Source organism: Ochrobactrum sp. PL_is483 (assembly GCF_055816855.1).
The window spans coordinates 22,597-40,475 of the sequence record NZ_JBVPGS010000027.1 but is presented as its reverse complement, the minus strand read 5'-3'; the positions used below and the strand labels follow the sequence as shown (position 1 = coordinate 40,475).

At 58.1% G+C, this 17,879-nt stretch carries 16 protein-coding genes and 1 tRNA gene; 9 read left to right on the top strand and 8 right to left on the bottom strand.

Features of this window, described 5'->3' with window-relative positions:
- Positions 1-34 precede the first annotated feature (34 nt).
- Positions 35-487, bottom strand: coding sequence for a GNAT family N-acetyltransferase (locus AC0TNJ_RS04735; protein WP_473770418.1), 453 nt, complete (start codon positions 485-487; stop codon positions 35-37).
- A gap of 305 nt (positions 488-792) precedes the next feature.
- On the opposite strand from AC0TNJ_RS04735, the gene glyA reads away from it, so the two are divergent.
- The 5 genes from glyA to AC0TNJ_RS04710 all read left to right on the top strand — a co-directional run bounded on the left by glyA (position 793) and on the right by AC0TNJ_RS04710 (position 5,205).
- Positions 793-2,097: a serine hydroxymethyltransferase gene (glyA, locus tag AC0TNJ_RS04730; protein ID WP_473770417.1), complete on the top strand. Its 1,305-nt coding sequence runs from the start codon at positions 793-795 to the stop codon at positions 2,095-2,097.
- Positions 2,098-2,114: 17 nt separating this feature from the next.
- On the top strand, positions 2,115-2,930 hold the full coding sequence (locus AC0TNJ_RS04725; protein ID WP_473770416.1) for a YggS family pyridoxal phosphate-dependent enzyme: 816 nt from the start codon (positions 2,115-2,117) through the stop codon (positions 2,928-2,930).
- Complete coding sequence (locus tag AC0TNJ_RS04720; protein WP_473770415.1) at positions 2,927-4,126, top strand: MFS transporter; 1,200 nt, start codon at positions 2,927-2,929, stop codon at positions 4,124-4,126. Before AC0TNJ_RS04725 ends, AC0TNJ_RS04720 begins: the two co-directional genes overlap by 4 nt.
- Positions 4,127-4,239: 113 nt before the next feature.
- Positions 4,240-4,476, top strand: coding sequence for a thioredoxin (locus tag AC0TNJ_RS04715; protein WP_473770414.1), 237 nt, complete (start codon positions 4,240-4,242; stop codon positions 4,474-4,476).
- Positions 4,477-4,503: 27 nt separating this feature from the next.
- Entirely contained in the window at positions 4,504-5,205 is a 702-nt protein-coding gene (locus AC0TNJ_RS04710; protein ID WP_473770413.1) for a glutamine amidotransferase, read from the top strand.
- A 27-nt stretch (positions 5,206-5,232) separates the two neighbouring features.
- On the opposite strand, the gene AC0TNJ_RS04705 is transcribed toward AC0TNJ_RS04710, so the two are convergent.
- The 4 genes from AC0TNJ_RS04705 to AC0TNJ_RS04690 all read right to left on the bottom strand — a co-directional run bounded on the left by AC0TNJ_RS04705 (position 5,233) and on the right by AC0TNJ_RS04690 (position 9,126).
- Positions 5,233-5,931: a phosphatidylserine decarboxylase gene (locus tag AC0TNJ_RS04705; protein WP_473770412.1), complete on the bottom strand. Its 699-nt coding sequence runs from the start codon at positions 5,929-5,931 to the stop codon at positions 5,233-5,235.
- Positions 5,928-7,196 (bottom strand): acetylornithine transaminase, encoded by a 1,269-nt coding sequence (locus AC0TNJ_RS04700; RefSeq protein ID WP_473770411.1) that lies wholly within the window; start codon positions 7,194-7,196, stop codon positions 5,928-5,930. The genes AC0TNJ_RS04705 and AC0TNJ_RS04700 overlap by 4 nt, the downstream gene beginning before the upstream one ends.
- A 178-nt stretch (positions 7,197-7,374) precedes the next feature.
- Entirely contained in the window at positions 7,375-8,817 is a 1,443-nt protein-coding gene (gene pdxR, locus AC0TNJ_RS04695; protein ID WP_473770410.1) for a MocR-like pyridoxine biosynthesis transcription factor PdxR, read from the bottom strand.
- A gap of 235 nt (positions 8,818-9,052) precedes the next feature.
- A tRNA-Cys gene (locus tag AC0TNJ_RS04690) sits at positions 9,053-9,126 on the bottom strand.
- Between the two features lie 316 nt (positions 9,127-9,442).
- Here AC0TNJ_RS04690 and trpB point away from each other — a divergent pair.
- The 3 genes from trpB to AC0TNJ_RS04675 are packed head-to-tail and all read left to right on the top strand — an operon-like array spanning position 9,443 to position 12,926.
- Positions 9,443-10,693: a tryptophan synthase subunit beta gene (gene trpB, locus AC0TNJ_RS04685; protein WP_473770409.1), complete on the top strand. Its 1,251-nt coding sequence runs from the start codon at positions 9,443-9,445 to the stop codon at positions 10,691-10,693.
- A 3-nt stretch (positions 10,694-10,696) separates the two neighbouring features.
- A complete protein-coding gene (locus AC0TNJ_RS04680; RefSeq protein ID WP_473770408.1) occupies positions 10,697-11,854 on the top strand; it encodes a DegT/DnrJ/EryC1/StrS family aminotransferase in 1,158 nt (385 codons plus the stop codon).
- 10 nt (positions 11,855-11,864) lie between these two features.
- Positions 11,865-12,926: a pyridoxal phosphate-dependent aminotransferase gene (locus tag AC0TNJ_RS04675; RefSeq protein WP_473770407.1), complete on the top strand. Its 1,062-nt coding sequence runs from the start codon at positions 11,865-11,867 to the stop codon at positions 12,924-12,926.
- Positions 12,927-13,476: 550 nt separating this feature from the next.
- Here the strand turns inward: AC0TNJ_RS04675 and AC0TNJ_RS04670 are convergent.
- The gene (locus AC0TNJ_RS04670; protein WP_473770406.1) at positions 13,477-13,695 is read right to left on the bottom strand and encodes a helix-turn-helix domain-containing protein; all 219 of its coding nucleotides are present in this window, start codon (positions 13,693-13,695) and stop codon (positions 13,477-13,479) included.
- 48 nt (positions 13,696-13,743) lie between these two features.
- Complete coding sequence (locus tag AC0TNJ_RS04665; protein ID WP_473770405.1) at positions 13,744-15,243, bottom strand: MFS transporter; 1,500 nt, start codon at positions 15,241-15,243, stop codon at positions 13,744-13,746.
- Between the two features lie 114 nt (positions 15,244-15,357).
- Between AC0TNJ_RS04665 and AC0TNJ_RS04660 the strand changes: the two genes are divergently transcribed.
- Positions 15,358-16,272: a LysR family transcriptional regulator gene (locus AC0TNJ_RS04660; protein WP_473770404.1), complete on the top strand. Its 915-nt coding sequence runs from the start codon at positions 15,358-15,360 to the stop codon at positions 16,270-16,272.
- 10 nt (positions 16,273-16,282) lie between these two features.
- Here the strand turns inward: AC0TNJ_RS04660 and AC0TNJ_RS04655 are convergent, their stop codons facing one another.
- Positions 16,283-17,860 (bottom strand): MFS transporter, encoded by a 1,578-nt coding sequence (locus AC0TNJ_RS04655; RefSeq protein ID WP_473770403.1) that lies wholly within the window; start codon positions 17,858-17,860, stop codon positions 16,283-16,285.
- Positions 17,861-17,879 lie beyond the last annotated feature (19 nt).

The following is a 17,879-nucleotide window of genomic DNA, read 5'->3' as shown; positions in this document are numbered from 1 at the left end:
GGCTGGGCAATAAGCGCATTGCCCAGCCGTTGCTTCAGCCTTTCAAATGAAAATGCGCATTTTCGAATGGAAGGCCTTCATCATCAGCCGGTCTTCGCAACACTTCCTGAAAACCAAGCGATGTATAAAACTGAACGGCTTGCTCGTTGCGTGTATAGACCTCGAGTGAAAGCTCACTCTTTCTATCAATTGCATAAGCAATGAGCTGACGACCAATACACTGTCCCTGGCTGTCGGGGGCGACGAAAATTGCTCCGACAAATGTGCCCAGCAGGCTGATGAACCCGACCGGTTCATCAGCCAGGCAAGCCACCCATGTTTCGGCGGCAGGAAGATATTTTTCTTCAATCAGCTGCTTCTGTTCGACGAGCTTTTTTTCACCGATGAAGGGGTGAGCGAGCAAGGACGCATCAAGCCAGATACCGGACAGTTTTCGAATATCCGCTGCCCCACCGAAGGGCCGGATCACTATAGTCTGCTTTTTCATGAGAACTCCGCAGAAAAAGTCATGCAAAGAGGTTCAACACCCTGATGGTGCTGAGTGAGACCGCCATTTGCGGTTCAAACTGGACCTCTGCGCATAAATCTCCTTCTGCCGAGAACCCTCACCATAGGGACGTGAGGCCATTGGGTCAACCGAGGCATGAGCCTCATCATCCTAATCAATGGTCTGCTCTCGCCCGTTAAAGTGGATGGAAAAAGCAGACCATGACCATGATAGAAGCCTAGTTCAGCGTCTATGCGATCTGAGCGCGGCGACATCAGCTATCAATGTCTTCAAGGAGATCATCAATGGGAATATCGGCCACATCTCGCGCAGTTCAGAACTCCGAAATCAATGGCGTGAGTGCAGCGGGGTTGTCGGTATCCGATGATGTCATTGCGGCCGCGATCGCCAATGAAAAGGTGCGCCAGCGCGAATCCATCGAACTGATTGCATCGGAGAATTTCGTCAGCCAGGCTGTGCTTGATGCTCAGGGGTCGGTGCTCACCAACAAATATGCCGAAGGTTATCCGCACCGGCGCTACTATGGCGGCTGTGTGAATGTCGATGTGGTTGAAGATCTGGCTATCGAGCGAGTAAACAGGCTGTTCGGCAGCAGCTATGCCAACGTCCAGCCGCATTCAGGCAGCCAGGCCAATCAGTCGGTCTTTCTCGCGCTGCTCAATCCCGGCGACACGATCCTGGGATTGGACCTCAAGGCGGGCGGACATCTTACCCATGGAGCACCGGTCAACATCTCCGGCCGCTGGTTCGACGTCGTCAGTTATGGCGTGGACCCGAAAACCCACCGCATCGACATGGATCAGGTGGCCACGCTCGCACGCCTGCACCGGCCCAAATTGCTGATTGCCGGCGGCTCGGCCTATCCTCGCACTATGGACTTTGCGCGTTTCCGTCAGATTGCCGACGATGTCGGAGCAGTCCTATTGGTTGACATGGCGCATTTCGCGGGCCTGGTCGCTGGTGGCGTCTATCCATCTCCAGTTCCTTTCGCGCATGTCGTTACCTCGACCACGCATAAGACATTGCGCGGCCCCCGCGGCGGTTTCGTCCTGACCAATGACGCGGAGATCGCGAAAAAGATCAATTCCGCGACCTTTCCCGGCCTGCAGGGCGGTCCGCTCATGCATATCATCGCCGCAAAGGCCGTAGCTTTTGGGGAGGCGCTGCAACCATCCTTCAAAACCTATACGCAAGCAGTGGTCCAGAACTGCCGGGTTTTGGCGCAAGAGCTTGCCGATGGCGGGTTGAAGATCACCTCCGGTGGTACGGATTGCCATCTGGCCGTAGTCGATCTGCGCCCCGTCGGCGTAACCGGCAATATCGCCGAGAAGGCGCTGGAATCGGTCGGCATCACCCTCAACAAGAATGCCATCCCCAATGACCCTGAAAAACCGATGGTCACGTCGGGCATCCGTGTCGGCAGCGCTGCAGGAACATCGCGCGGATTTGGTGCCGACGAATATCGCCAGATCGCCGCTCTCATGCTCGATACGCTCGCCGCCGCCCGTGACGGAATGCTTGATGCCCGCCAACAGGACATCAATAACCGTGTACGCCAGCTCGTCGCGCGTTTCCCGCTGCCTTATTGAGTGGAAGCGGCGCCGACATGGAAACACTCTCCAAGATTGAGCTTCTGCCCGAGGAAATCGCCCGCTTTGGTAACGATCCGGCAACGACATTCGCGGCAAACCTGAAAACTGTGCAGGCGCGCATTGCGGCCGCCTGTCATCGTTGTGGGCGATCCACGGACGATGTACGTCTTCTCCCCGTCACCAAGACGGTTCCCGCCAATGTCCTGCGGCTCGCCTATGCCGCAGGGATTTCCGATTTCGGAGAAAACAAGCTCCAGGAGGCCCGAGACAAGCTGGCCACCTTGAGCGATTTGCCGATCAACTGGAGCCTCATTGGCCATCTCCAGACGAACAAGGTGAAATATCTGGTTCGGATCGCATCGGAGTTCCATGCACTGGACAGCTTTCGGCTGGCGGAAGAACTAAACCGTCGACTTGATGCCGTGGGGCGCGATCTGGATGTGTACGTTCAGGTCAATACGTCGGGCGAGGAAAGCAAATACGGCTTGCACCCCGATGATCTCATGCCCTTCGTCAATCGCCTGTCCGAATATCCCCGGCTGAAGCCGCGCGGTTTGATGACACTGGCGATCTTCAGCACCGATCATGAGCGGGTACGCACCTGCTTCCGCCTGCTGCGCGATCTGCGGGATCGCGCTGTGTCGGCCCATCCTGGCCTTACGCAGCTTTCCATGGGCATGACAGGAGATTTCGAGATTGCCATTGAGGAAGGTGCGAACGTCGTGAGGGTCGGTCAAGCCATCTTCGGTCCGCGCCCAACCGGCAATGGCTTCTATTGGCCGGACCTTACCCCAACCAGCGATATGCCTGCCACCATCAAGAAACGATGATGAACAGACAGCGAGGGCTACTGGCGCAGGTGTCCGCAGCGCATCTCGTCAGCCATTTTCATATCATGACCCTTCCGGCACTGCTTCCGCTGCTTCCGGTCGCCATGGGCGTAAGTTTCGTCGATCTTGGTATCGCGCTCGGTATTTTCAATATCGTCACGGCCCTGGTTCAAATTCCAATGGGCTACGCTGTGGACCGCCTCGGCGCCCGCAGATTATTACTGTGTGGTCTGGCGCTAGGCAGTGCGAGTTTCGCACTCGTCTTCCTCTATCCCACATTTGAGGTTCTCGTACTCGCCATGGTTTTCGCCGGCATCGCCAATGGCGTCTACCATCCAAGTGATTACGCGCTTCTGTCGCGAGGCATCCACGTCGAACGCATGGGCAGGGCGTTTTCCGTCCACACCTTTGCAGGATTTCTTGGTGGAGCATTGGCGCCGTTCATTTTGATTTCGATCAGTAGCATGTTCGGCATCCGGTGGGCCTTTGCTGTGAGCAGCCTGATCGGACTGACTGCTTTCGTGATGATCGGCCTCAGCGGCCGCAATCTTTGCAGCGATGGTGTTGTAGCCCGAAGTCTCGAGCTCAAATCAAATCCCATTCCGCATCGACCAGCCACAACATTGGCGGTGATGGGGCTGATACTCTTCTTTATGCTGCTCAGCCTAAGCACAGGCGCCATCGAGAAGTTCTCCGTCTCTGCTCTGGTGCAGGGGTTCAATGTGAATTTGTCAACCGCCACCTCGGCGCTCACAGCATTCCTGTTTGCCGAAGCTTTCGGCGTTCTGGCGGGGGGCGTGCTGGCAGATCGCACAAGGCGACATGGGATGGTTGCAGGCATCGTGTTTGGGGTGGCCGCTTTACTTATAATCTTGGTGATCGTTGTGCCGTTGCCAGCCGTGCTTCTGATTCTGACCCTGGCAATGGCCGGTTTTCTTTCCGGGAGCATCGCGCCGTCACGTGACATGCTGGTTCGTGCGGCCGCACAGCCGGGTCACGAGGGACGCATGTTTGGAATCGTATCGACAGGCTTCAATGTCGGCGGCGTCATCGGCCCAATCCTCTTCGGTGATTTTCTCGACAACGGAGCTGCCAGCGCGGTCCTGTGGGCAGCAGCAGGTTTCATGATGATGACGACACTCATCGTACTAATTCAGGAAGCCGGCATGAAACGGAGGCTGCGGCCGATCGGTTAAACCGGCCCATTTCGTGTTTGCCAACCGGATCTCCCGAAGTGACTGCCCGGTTAATACTCCTTTGATGTGCGGGTTTCATCGAAACCGCTTCAATGATCAGAGGAGCATTTATCATGGTTGAGAAGGCTGTATTTTACCACGCTGGCTGCCCGGTTTGCGTCGACGCGGAGGAGCGGTTTGTCGATGCGCTAGACCGTAGCCGTTATGATGTTGAGATAGTCCATCTCGGCACCGCCAAGGACAGGATTGCCGAAGCGCGTGCGGCCGGTATCAAGTCTGTTCCCGCCCTAGTGATCGGCAGCGCCGTATATCACATCAATCATGGCGCTGACCTGTCGGCGGTGGGCTAACTTTTGGCCGCACCCGGATCCCAGGGCATGCTGAGAACCGCAGCCGTCATTCGCCACGTTCACTTCGAAGATCTCGGCACATTCGAAGCTGTTCTGACGGCTTCCGGCTATCGTATTCACTATTATGATCTGGGTATGAGCGAGTTATGGACGCTCGATCCCGTAGCACCAGATCTTTTGGTCGTTCTGGGAGGGCCGGTTGGCGTCTACGAGGCCGATACCTACCCATTCCTGGAAGAAGAACGCCAGCTCGTTAAAAAACGCTTGGCGTCCGGGCGTCCGATACTGGGCATTTGTTTGGGTGCCCAGATGATCGCTGCAGCACTGGGAGCGAAGGTCGTACCGATGGGACACAAGGAGATCGGTTTTTCTTCTCTTGTCCTGACAGAGGCCGGACGAGTTGGGCCGCTTCGGCATCTGGAAGGCGTTTCCGTGCTCCATTGGCACGGAGATGCTTTCGAAATTCCGGATAGGGCATCCTGCCTTGCATCAACCGCATTGTGCGCAACGCAAGGCTTTGCGATCGGGCCGAACATTCTTGGTCTGCAGTTCCATCCAGAGGTGAATGCCTGCGCAGGGATCGAACGCTGGCTGATCGGACATGCCGCGGAACTGGCAGCCGCTTGTATCGATCCTTGTGCTCTTAGGGACGATGCCGTGAGGCAAGGACCGTACTTGCGCGAAGCCGGTCGAAAAATGTTCACCGAATGGCTTCAGGGGACGGAGTGATAGCCCGCCCCCATCTCGAACTATTTCCTAACTTGTCTTATACGATCGGTCGGCGGTTTCACCGTCCAGTCTCGCGAGGATCGTTTCTCCAACGGTAGCGGTTTGACCGACAGCGACGCAAAGCGATGTACCGAGGGGAAGATAGACGTCGAGGCGAGAGCCGAAACGGATTAGGCCGAAGCGATCTCCAACTTCAACGTCATCGCCTTCAGCAACCCAATGTTCTATGCGTCGAGCGATCAACCCTGCAATCTGCACAACGGCCACGGAGCCAAATGGCGTCTCGATAGCAAGAGCGTTACGCTCATTTTGTTCGCTCGCCTTGTCGAGATCGGCGTTGAAAAAACGACCGGGCGTATATGCGATTTGCCGTATCCGCCCAGTTACGGGCGCGCGGTTCACGTGACAATCGAAAATGCTCATGAAAACCGAAACCCGCACCATCGGCGTGGCAGGGAGTGCCAATTCGCGCGGTGGCACAACTTCTGCAATCATGCTGATACGTCCCTCTGCCGGCGATACCACTACGCCATTCTCAACCGGTGTCGTGCGAAGCGGGTTGCGGAAGAAATAGCAGATCCAAACCGTCACGATCACGCCCAGCCAGAACAGCGAAGCCGACACGAAACCGAGCGCTATGGTCGCGAAGATACCGATAGCGATATACGGATAGCCCGCCTTGTGAATCGGCACGATGCCGTGCTTGATCGATGACAGAATACTCATGCTAGCGGCTCCGCATCCAAAAATAGAGGAGAGACCTCCTTGGACATCGCCTGGTCTTTGCCCGTCGGCTGCTTGCCCGCGCCCTCGCGTTTTGTGTCGCGATACAGGTCGGCGGCCATTTTGATCCTGTGCATGGCCTGAGAAATTTCGCTGGGCAGCACCGTCAGCGGGGGCGCGAACCGCACGACATTGTCACGAGCGGGAACTGCCAGAAGGTGCTGCGATCGCAGCAAGGCAACGAATTCGCTCGGCTCACTGCGCATTTGAAGCCCACGAAGCAAGCCCATGCCGCGCACATCCGCAACAATATCCTTGTAGTTTACGAAAATGCGGTTTAACCCGTCGTCGAGCATCTTGCCCATTGTAAACACACGTTTCAGAAAGGCGTCGTCGAGCACTATATCGAGAACGGCGTTGCCAGCGCTCATGGCGAGTGGATTGCCCCCAAAGGTGGTACCATGCGCGCCAGCCGTCATGCCGCTGGCTGCCTTGGTCGTCGCAAGGCACGCGCCCATGGGAAAGCCGCCGCCGATGCCCTTGGCGACTGTTACGATGTCAGGTTGAATGCCGCTCCATTCATGGGCGAAGAACTTGCCGGTCCGCCCGACGCCGGACTGAATTTCATCGAGAATAAGCAAAAGCCCATGCGTGTCGCAGATGGCGCGCAAGCGTTGCAATGTTTCAGGAGCCACTGTGCGCAAACCGCCTTCGCCCTGAATGGGTTCAAGCATGATAGCCGCGGTTTGCGCGGTTATAACCCTCTCAAGCGTCAGCCAGTCATCGAGTGGGACCTGATCGAATCCGTCGATGGCAGGACCGAAACCGTTGAGATAAGGCTCGTAGCCGGTTGCCGAGATCATCGCGAGCGAGCGTCCGTGGAATGCTCCGGCGAAGGTGACGATGCGATAACGTTCGGGCGCACCGGCTGCTGAATGAAAGCGACGCGCCATTTTGACGGCTGCCTCATTTGCCTCGCCGCCGGAATTGGCAAAGAAGACGACATCGGCGAAGGACGCATCGGTCAGGCGCTTGGCCAATCTCTCGCCCCCGGGAATACGCACCAGATTCGAGGTGTGCCAGAGTTTACCCAGCTGGGCTTTCACGGCTTTGACGAGATGCGGATGACCGTGTCCGAGTGAGTTAACGGCAATGCCGGATGCGAAGTCCAGATACCGATCGCCATCCGGCGTGAAGAGCCACGATCCCTTTCCGAACTCGAACGACAGATCGGTCCGCTTGAACACCTGCAAGAGCGGATCAGACATGACCGTATTCCGACGTTCCGCTTCCTATCCTTGCTTCGCGAAATAAAACATTGCCGATTATCACGACACCCTCCTGCAAAATGTAGAGAGTTAGTCTGAAAACGGATCGTCAATCAGAGGCGGATTGGAGAAAAGACCTGGGCCGGTTATGGCTTGAGCACTGTCGGAACCGGCCCAATTAGCCGGAGGGTATCGAGCGAACGAATATGTCAATGGCGCGCGTGATTTCATCTTCGTTGAGGCTGGCGAAGCCCAGTCGGAATGCTTCGGCAGGCTTCACCGTCTCCAAATCGAAGTGAATGCCCGGCATGACTGATAGACCGAGTTTCGCGGCGTTGGCGGCCCATGTCTCGGCGCTGATGCCATTTTTCAGGCGCAGCCAGATTGCCAGACCGCCGGCCGGCAGTGCGAATTGTGCCTTGTCGGCTAGCCGCTCATTAAGCAACCGTGCCATAAAATCGCGTCGCGCAAGATAGATCCTTCGCGCCTTGCGGGCATGGCGCTTGAGAGTTCCATCTTCAATAAGATCCGCAAGCGCGTATTCCAGCGGCAGATCGCCCTGGCGGTCCAGGGCCTCGCGCCGGTCCGCCATCCGCAGCAGGATTTGGGGAGGCGCAACTGCATAACCAAGGCGGATACCTGGAGCCATCAGCTTGGACAAGGAGCCAATATATATGATTGGCAGATCAATTTCCGCCCGCCCTGCAAGTGGCAGGATCGGCCTACCATCGAAACGGTATTCGTTGTCGTAGTCGTCTTCGATGATGATGAGGCCAAACCGCCGCGCGACGTCAAGCAGGCGCAGCCGCCGGGCAACGCCCATCGTCACCGTTGTCGGGTATTGGTGGTGGGGAGTGACATAGACGGCGCGCAAGCGGCCATTGCTTCGCGCGAGTTTCTCCAATGCATCGACATCGATGCCGCCGGCATCGACGGGAACACCGACAACATCGGCGCCTGCCGCGCGAAACGCCGACCACGCGAGAGGATAGCCGGGCCGCTCCACGGCGATGACGGAACCGGAATCGGCCAGCGCCGACGCTGCCAGAAAGAGCGCCATCTGACTGCCGCGCGTCAGAAGGATTTCGGTGGCTGCCGCTGTCAGGCCGCGTTCGCTTCCTAGGTAAGATGACAATGCATCGCGCAACTTGCCGATGCCACGCGGATCGCCATAAGTGCCGCCTAAATTGAAGGAATTGCTGGCTAAAGCGCGGCGGAACGCTTGTGAAAAGGCTGTGGTTGGAACCAGGCGCACATCGGGAGAGCCGTCGGACAAGCGTAGAAGTGCGGGCTCTGTCACTCGGCCGACCACACCGACCGGACCATTTGATCGCACTGCTTTTGGATGCATGGTCACATCGGGTAGATCTGACGCAACAAAGGTGCCGCGCGATGGCTCCGTCACCAACCACCCTTGCATTGCAAGTTCGTGATAGGCAGCGTCGACCGTATTGCGGTTGAGCTTCAGTGTTCGCGAGAGCGCCCGTGTTCCCGGCAGTGGACTACCAGCCTTCAGTCGGCCACGCTCGATCTCCTGAATGATAGTCCTCGCCAAGGCAAGGAACACAGGTTCGCGCGGTTGCGGTTTGACTTCGATCGCGAGCGTGGTTCCTTTACCCATTCGGCATGTCTTCTTTGCCCATTTCAGAATTATTCGATAGTCCAGCATACGACCGGCGTATGGTGAGCTCAACTTGGTATTCACGTAACATTCGGTCGAGATCTATCAGCGCCTCACCGAGCGCGACTACATCGCCGATTGCAGGATCGCACGTCGACAGTCCCCGGTAATTTCGAGAGCTCGCTCCGCGTCGTGCGCAGCCGACAGCATGCTTTGCGCCCATGCTGTCGGATATTGGAGGCCGGACCTGGATTTGAACCAGGCTAAACGGATTTGCAATCCGGCGCGTCACCACTCCGCCATCCGGCCTCACCAGCTATCTCCTAACAACCCAACCGGCTCTTGTTATCAGCCGGGTTGACAAATATTGCTAGGCCGGTGTCATGCTCCCACATCTTCGATTGCGATGATGTGGTGGCTCCCACTCGTGACTCGGACTTCTGCAAAGAAAGAATCCGGCCCATCGAGTTTGCCCAATCCGGTCCTCCTTGGAAGACTGATTAGCAATTACTCATGACAGCGACCGAATATGCTGACCGCGTGCGTCGTACGCGGGTCTTATTTCACTGAACAATAGCTCCAAGCTGTCGGCCATACTTTTATCGGCGAAACGGGTACATGGCCAATGAACGAACTGCTTATCAATTCGCTTCGCAATGGCCCTGACGAAGACGGTAAATTCGGCAAATACGGAGGCCAGTTTGTTTCCGAAACGCTGATGCCGCTTATTCTGGCATTGGCGGACGCTTACGAGGAAGCTCGGCGCGACCCAACATTCGCTACAGAAATGATGGGTTATCTCAAAACATTTGTCGGGCGTCCGTCGCCTCTCTACTTCGCCAAAGGCCTCAGTGATCACTTTGGAGGTGCCAAGGTCTATTTCAAGCGCGAGGACCTCAATCACACGGGTGCACACAAGGTCAACAATGTCCTGGGTCAAATTTTACTCGCTATGCGAATGGGGAAACGCCGCATCATTGCTGAAACTGGCGCCGGTATGCACGGCGTTGCAACGGCCACCCTATGCGCACGCTTCGGCCTCGACTGCATCGTCTACATGGGCGCCGTCGACGTTGAGCGACAGCAGGCGAATGTTGCCAGGATGCGGATACTCGGCGCGCAAATCCGGCCGGTTCATTCCGGTTCCGCCACGCTCAAGGATGCCATGAATGAGGCGCTGCGCGATTGGGTGACGAATGTGAATGACACGTTCTATTGCATCGGCACAGTAGCTGGTCCTCACCCTTATCCGATGATGGTTCGGGATTTCCAGACCGTCATTGGAGTTGAGACTCGGCAACAAATGATGGAAGCGGAAGGCCGTCTTCCCGATGCGTTACTGGCATGCATCGGCGGCGGCTCCAACGCGATTGGCCTTTTCCATCCGTTTCTCGATGACCCTGACGTGGATATTTATGGTGTGGAAGCGGCCGGGCTTGGTCTCGACCTCGCCCATGCGGCCGCCATTACCGGAGGTAGAGCCGGGGTCCTTCACGGAAACCGGACCTATCTCCTCATGGATGAGGACGGCCAGATCGAGGAGGCGCATTCGATTTCGGCGGGCCTCGATTATCCAGGTGTCGGCCCCGAACACGCCTGGCTGCATGATGTCGGGCGCGTCAGCTTCCTCTCGGCGACGGACAAGGAAGCGATCGAAGCGTTCCATCTGTGCTCGCGGATAGAAGGCATCATACCGGCCCTCGAATCCGCACATGCGCTGGCCCGTCTTGCCGATGTCGCTGGTGGCCGGCCGAAAGACCAGATTGTCGTCGTCAATATATCCGGGCGCGGTGACAAGGATCTCTCATGCGTATTCGAGCAAGAACAACCGGAACTAAACGGCCAACATTCATCGTCTGATCAAGAACAGGACTGACCAGTGCTTACACCATTTATAGACATCGTTTCACAGCGCCGGGAAATCGGCCCCGCCATTGACGCGGCCATTCTGTCCGTCACGGAAAGTGGCCAGTTCATCATGGGGCCGGCAGTCTTTGCTTTCGAAGCGGAACTCGCCAAATTCGGGCAGGCAGGCTTCGCCTTGTCCTGCTCCAACGGCACCGACGCATTGACGCTCCTGATGAGGGCCTGGGGCATCGGGCCCGGCGATGCGGTATTGTGTCCCTCATTCACGTTCGCTTCGACAGCCGAGACCGTCGCCCTTACCGGTGCGTCTCCGGTTTTCGTGGATATCCTGCCCGATACCCTGACGATCGATCCCGGCCATTTGGTGAAAACAATTGAGGATCTCAAGCGCGATGCATCTTCCAAACCCAAAGCGATCATTGCCGTCGACCTGTTTGGGCAATCGGCGAACTATCCGATCCTCAGGTCGATTGCCGATACCTATGATTTGAAGCTGGTGGCCGATTCCGCTCAGGCCTTCGGGTGCACCTTGCATGAGCGTCACCCTATCTATTGGGCAGATGCCACGACGCTCAGCTTCTTCCCCGCAAAACCGCTGGGCTGTTATGGCGACGGTGGGGCTATTCTGGTGAAGGATGAGGAACTGCATGACCACCTGACATCGCTTCGCGTGCACGGTCAGGCGACAGCTAGAGATGTCGAGAACTCCGGATTTGCTTATGATCCCAAATACCTGAACCTCCGACTGGGCATAACTGGCCGACTGGATACGATCCAGGCAGCAGTCCTCCTGGAAAAGCTTAAGATTTTCGACAAGGAAATCGAACTGAGAAACCACGTCGCTGACCGCTACGACCGTGGCCTCGTCGGTGCGGCCGTGAAACTGCACAAGGTGATCGAGGGCGGGCGTTCGGTATGGGCGCAATACACGATCGAGCACTCGGACCGTGATGCCCTGGCGGCACATCTGAAATCGCTCAGCATCCCGACCGCGATCTACTACCCGGTTCCGCTGCACCGGCAACCGGCATATGCCGCGTACCGGTCTGGTCCGGGGGGCTTGCCGGTATCGGAAGCGAAGGCCCGTAGCGTCATCAGCCTGCCGATGGGGCCTTATCTCGATGCCGGTATCCAAGACCAGATCATCGGCGCGGTCCGTGAGTTCCGCTGAAGGCCAAACAATGAGCAGATTCTGGAGCCCCTTCGTCGCGACCCTGGTTCCTTACATTCCTGGGGAACAGCCCAAAGGGCGCAAATACATCAAACTCAACACCAACGAAAATCCCTATGGGCCGTCCCCGCGGGCGCTCGCCGCAATTCGGGATGCCGTTGGTGATGATCTAAGGCTTTATCCTGACCCGACCGCGGCAAGCCTGAGCGGCGCCATTGCGCAGACCCTCGGGTTGTCAGCCGACAGCATCTTCGTGGGCAATGGTTCGGACGAAATATTGGCCCACACCTTCAACGCCTTCTTCCGCGATAAAGGGCCGGTGCTGTTTCCCGATGTGACCTACATCTTCTATTCGACCTATTGCCGTCTCTACGAGATTCCCTTCAGGCCGGTACCGGTGGACGATGGATTCCGCATCGATCCGGGCGACTATGATGATTCCAGGAGCGGCATCGTGATCGCCAATCCCAACGCTCCGACCGGTATCGCCATGCCTCTGGATGCGGTCGAGCAGATCGTGCGCCGAAATCCGGATGCCGTGGTGGTGATCGATGAGGCCTATGTCGATTTTGGCATGAATAGCGCGGTCACGCTGGTTCCCCGCTATGACAATCTTCTTGTCGTGCAGACATTTTCGAAATCGCGCAGCCTTGCCGGGCTGCGAGTCGGTTTCGCGGTGGGTCAGCCGCATTTGATCGAGGCGCTGCGCCGGATCAAGGACAGCTTCAATTCTTACCCATTGGACCGGCTTGCGCTTGCCGGCGCTGTCGCGGCCTGGTCCGATCAGGAGTGGTTCGATTTCACGCGAAAGCGCGTAATGAGCGAGCGTGACAGGACCGCCGCCGCAATGGTGGGACTAGGGTTCGACGTCTTGCCCTCTGTCACGAATTTCCTGTTCGCCTCCCATCCGAACATCCCCGCCGAAAAAATGGCTTCCGGCTTGCGTGTCTTGGGCATACTGGTTCGGCATTTCCCAGAACCCCGGACACAAAACCGACTGCGAATTTCTATCGGCACTCCAGACGAGTGCGATACATTTCTTGGCGCTACGGACAGCATTATTAACCGGTAGTAAATTACGCCATATCACCGGTAATTTTAGCCGAGCAGTGATTTGACCGCTCTCTGCGATCAGGTTCCTCGTTGTTGCCTCAACTGCGACGATGCCGATCCGACCTGCACGACGCCAGCGAAATCGCTGAGATGCCACCGCGCTGTCGGGTTCTCGAACGGAAGGCTGAAAGCAAAGTATTCACCTGGGTGGTCGTGGTGGAAGGGCCAAGAAGAAAGCGCCCTCCCGCGAGTAGGTCGATGCCGGCGGGCTGATAGCGAATTTGCAGGCTTGTCCGGCCAGCCAACCGCCATTAAACTTCGGGTTCGTCACTTGTGCGATGTTCCCGAAAATCAGATCGAAGAACAGGAAATCACGAGCCAGATGACGGGAAAGTCGAGTGCACCGGATTTACGCGCCATAGCTGTGTAATCCGCCAATGTCGGGACGGGGCTAAAGGGATAGCTTCAAGCTGCGCGATAAAACCGAAGGTCAGCCGGTTTGGCCGGATGCGGGTATGGGAAGTGTGCTGGGAGAGATCGCTGCCCATATCGTCACTCTGCTCCTTGCATCACGGTAGCTGTCCGGCCTCTGTTAGCCGGACGCCGCGTACGTGACGCTCGAATAGGAGGATGCCAAGGTCCTCTTCCAGCGCCTTTACGCGGGCGCTGACGCTGGATTGCGCCACGCCCAGCGCATTAGCGGCATGGCGGAAGTTCAGATATTCGGCAACGGCGAACGTCTGGATCAGGGACGCCAAGAGGATGCGCGAGCCTAACTTGGTCGGCATCCCTCATTAGCGATCGATGATCGGTGCTGATTTCCGCCGTCGCATGTACTACCCGGCCTCGCGCGTTACCTTCGCGACAGTCGCGGGGCGGATGAGCAAGAAAGCGAGCACGGCCGCTGCTGCCGCTAACGCTGCCGCCCAGAGTGACAGATCAGAGATTGCCGAGGCGAGTGTTGCCATGGCCGTATCGACCGCACCCGCCGGGTCGCTGCCAATATCAGAAGCCGCTGCCACTACGTCGCCAGAAGCCACACGCTCGACAAAGGTGCGGTCATATTGTGAGAGACCGTGCGTGAGGTTGGCGCTGAAGATCGCGCCCAGCCCAGCGATGCCAATGCCAAAACCGAGCTGGCGCATAGTGTTGTTAATACCCGACGCCATGCCGCTGCGTTCCGGCGCAACCACGCTGATCGCGACATTCGACAGCTCGCCATTGATGAGGCCCGCGCCGATGCCGGTGGCGATCATCCCCACATAGAGGGCCGTAACGCCGTATTGATCGACGAGGCTTAGCGTAAAGCCGCCCCCTGCAATGACGAGCAGGCCGAAGGACAGAAACAGCCTCGGCGAGATGACAACCGCCAGTCGGGCGCTGACCGGGCCCATGACGAGCAGCGGCACCGCCATGACCACCAACGCCAATCCGGTCTGAGACGGGCTATAGCCGAGCACGCCCTGAATGTAGATCGGCAGATAGACCAGTAGTGTAAAGAAGGCGGCCGCGATTGCGATAGCGACGATGGACGCGCCCGTGAAGGTCGGATTGGCGAATAGCGACAGGTCGAACATCGGGCGCGACCGACGAAGCTGCACGCGGATGAAGATCGCGAGCAGAGCCGCGGACACGATGAGAAGCGCGATAAGGGCGGGGCTGGTCCAGCCGAGGTTGTTGCCTTCGATCAAGGCATACATCAGCAGCAGGAACATGCCCGTGAAGCTGCCGAGGCCGATCCAGTCGATTGCGCCCGACTGTGGATCACGCGATTCCCCCGCACTCCAATGGCTGAGCCAGAGCAGCGGCAGGCAGACCGGCAGGTTGACGAAGAAAATCCAGCGCCAGCCGAGATTGTCGGTGAGCAGGCCACCGGCGAGTGGGCCGAGCGCCGAACCCGCGCCGACTACCACGCCCCAAATCGCGAAAGCCCGCACGCGCTCCTTGCCGTGGAAAACCTGCACGAGCAACGCGAGGCCCGCGCTCAACATAAACGCCGATCCGGTGCCGGCGACGGCGCGCCCGACGATCAATAACAACGGGTCATTCGCGATACCGCACACCAGCGATGCGGCGATGAACATCCAGAGGCCGACATTGAAGATGCGTTTGCGCCCGAAGCGGTCCGCCAGCGCGCCACCGGTCAGTACCAGTGCGGCAAAGGTCAGCACATAGGCGTTCAGCACCCATTGCAGCTCTGCGAAGCTCGCTCCGGTCGCGCGCTGGATTTGCGGCAGGGAAACAGTGACGACCGTCGTTGCGAGCGGTTCGAGGAAGCTTGCGATACAAACGGCCAGAAGCAGCCAGTATCGGCGGTTATGAAGGAAGGTGGTCATTAGATCTCTTTCGGATTCGAGCTCGATCCGACAGAGCCTATTAGGGAAATTTCTGTATATTAAGTGACGATATCTCCCTTCATTGGGGAAAATAAGTGTGCAATAAATGAAATCATGAACCTTGATCGTATGGGTGACATCATAGCTTTCATCCGCACGGCGGATGCGCGCAGCTTCACGGTGGCGGCCGAACAGCTTGGCCTGTCGCGTTCGGCCGTGGGCAAGCGCATCGTGCGGCTGGAAGAACGCTTGGGCTTGCGCCTTCTGCATCGCACGACGCGCAGCGTCAGCCTGTCGGACGAAGGCGCGGCCTTCTACGACCGATGCCAGAGGATCCTCGCCGATCTCGATGAAGTCGAAGCGGTGATGGCGACCCGTAAGGAAGAACCACGCGGGCGGCTTCGGCTCGATGTGCCGGTTTCTTTCGGTCGACTGCATGTTCTGCCAGTCCTGCACCGTTTCATGGCGGAATGGCCGGAACTGGTGGTCAATGTTAGCTTCAACGACCGCTATGTCGATCTGATCGAGGAAGGCATCGATCTTGCCATTCGGATCGGCGGGGCGGATGATAGCCGCCTGATGACAAGGGCGCTTGCTCCACAGCGGCTCGTCACCTGCGCGACGCCTGCCTATCTCGAAGCTCATGGAACGCCCGCGAGCCTCGATGATCTAGCGGGCCACAGCTGCCTTGCCTACATTCATGGCGGTCGTCCGGCAGAGTGGCGGTTCACCGTTGATGGTGTGCTGCGTTTGTTTCCAGTCCATGGCCGTTTCTGCGCCGGCAATGCGGAGGCCCTGCGCGACGGTGTCCTGGCTGGTTATGGCATCGGCCAGCTTGCGACCTTCCTCATTGGTGACGATCTGCGTGCTGGTCGGCTCATCCCCCTCCTGAGAGGCCACGCGATAGAGGGCGAGCCAATCCGGGTCGTCTATCCGTCGCCGCGCCACTTGTCGCCTAAGGTGCGTCGTTTCATCGACCTGATTGCAGAAAGCTGGTCGCCGTTGCCGGATTGGGACAAAGCCTTTTGAGATCGCGTAGTTAATCATCAGGCTGCCCGAGCTTGCCGACATGACGCAATGCCACGGCTGAGAGGAACGCGAGAACGACGACGCTTACGGCACTAACGGCGGATGCATCGTTGAAGCCCTTAATAAATGCCGCCTGCGCTTGCTCGATCAGCCCTGCCGGTAGTTCCGACTGCACGGCCAGCGCCGCCCACAGGCTATCGCTGAGAGCATTGTGTGTTGCCTCGCTCAGGCCTTCGGGTGCGCTAAGGGCAATCATATGACGATAGACGGCGGAGCTGATGCTACCAAGCACGGCGATGCCGAGCGAGATGCCAAGATCCTGAACGGTTTCAGTCATGGCGGAGGCCGAACCCGCTTTTTCAGGTGGGGCGGAACCGACAACGAGGTCAGTGCCCAGCGCCGCGATTGTGCCGTTGCCGAGATAGGCGAGTGCTAGTCCTGCCACCGCCAAAGCCACACCGGACGACGTATCACTGCCGATGATCCCCAGAAGAATATAGCCGAGCGCTGATAGAACGAGCGAAGCGGCGACAACGTAACCGGGCCGGATGTGGCGGGCGATCAGAGGCGCGGTGACACCACCCGCGATCATTACCAACGCAGCAAGGCCCATCCAAAGACCGGCGCCGAACGGGGAATAGCCCGCAACAAGCTGGAGATACTGCGCGACAAGCAGCATGGCTCCACCAACGGCGATCAGACCCACAAGCAAGACGATCAGGGCCACCGAGAAGGCCTTGTTGGCGAACAGCGATAAGTCGAGCAGCGGATCGACCAGCCGCCGCTGCCGCCTGACAAAGAGAACAGCGAAGACCAGTCCTACGATGATGGCGATGAATGCATCCACCGCGATGCCATGCTTGGCGATTTGCTTGATGCCGTAGATGACCGGCAACATCAACGCGAGGGATAGTGCGACGCTCGGTAGGTCCAGCCGCTCACTGTTCGGGGCGCGGTATTCCGGCAGGAGGATGGGAGACAGGATAAGCAGCAGTCCGACTATAGGCACCGCGATGAGAAACGCCGCGCCCCACCAGAACAATTCCAGCAGGAAGCCGCCCACGACAGGCCCCAGCGCATAGCCGACACCGAACATGGTAGCCCATATGCCGAAACCGAGTGCGCGCTGTTGCGGGTCTTTGAAGATATTGCTGATGAGCGCGAGTGTCGAAGGCATGAGCGTCGCTGCCGATATGCCGAGCATAGCGCGGGCAGCGATCAGCATGATCGCACTCGTTGAGAAGGCAGCGAATACGGAAGCGATGGCGAAGGCGGTCGCGCCTATCATCAGTAGCTTACGCCGACCAATGCGGTCGCCGAGTGTGCCCATAGTGATGAGGAAGCCGGCGATCATGAAGCCATAGGCGTCCATGATCCAAAGCGCCTGGGTGCTGGTGGGCTGCAAATCCGCCGCGAGAGCCGGCAATGTGAGGTGCAGAAGCGTCAGATCCAGGCCGAGCAAAACGGTGGGCAAGGAGAGCAGCGCCAGTCCCATCCACTCACGCGGGCCGGCTTTGGAGACAAGCGATGAAGGATCATCCGTTAGTGCCGGGGTTTTGGGTACTTTGGTCTCGTGCTGTGAACTCATCATCGTCTCCTTGCCAGAG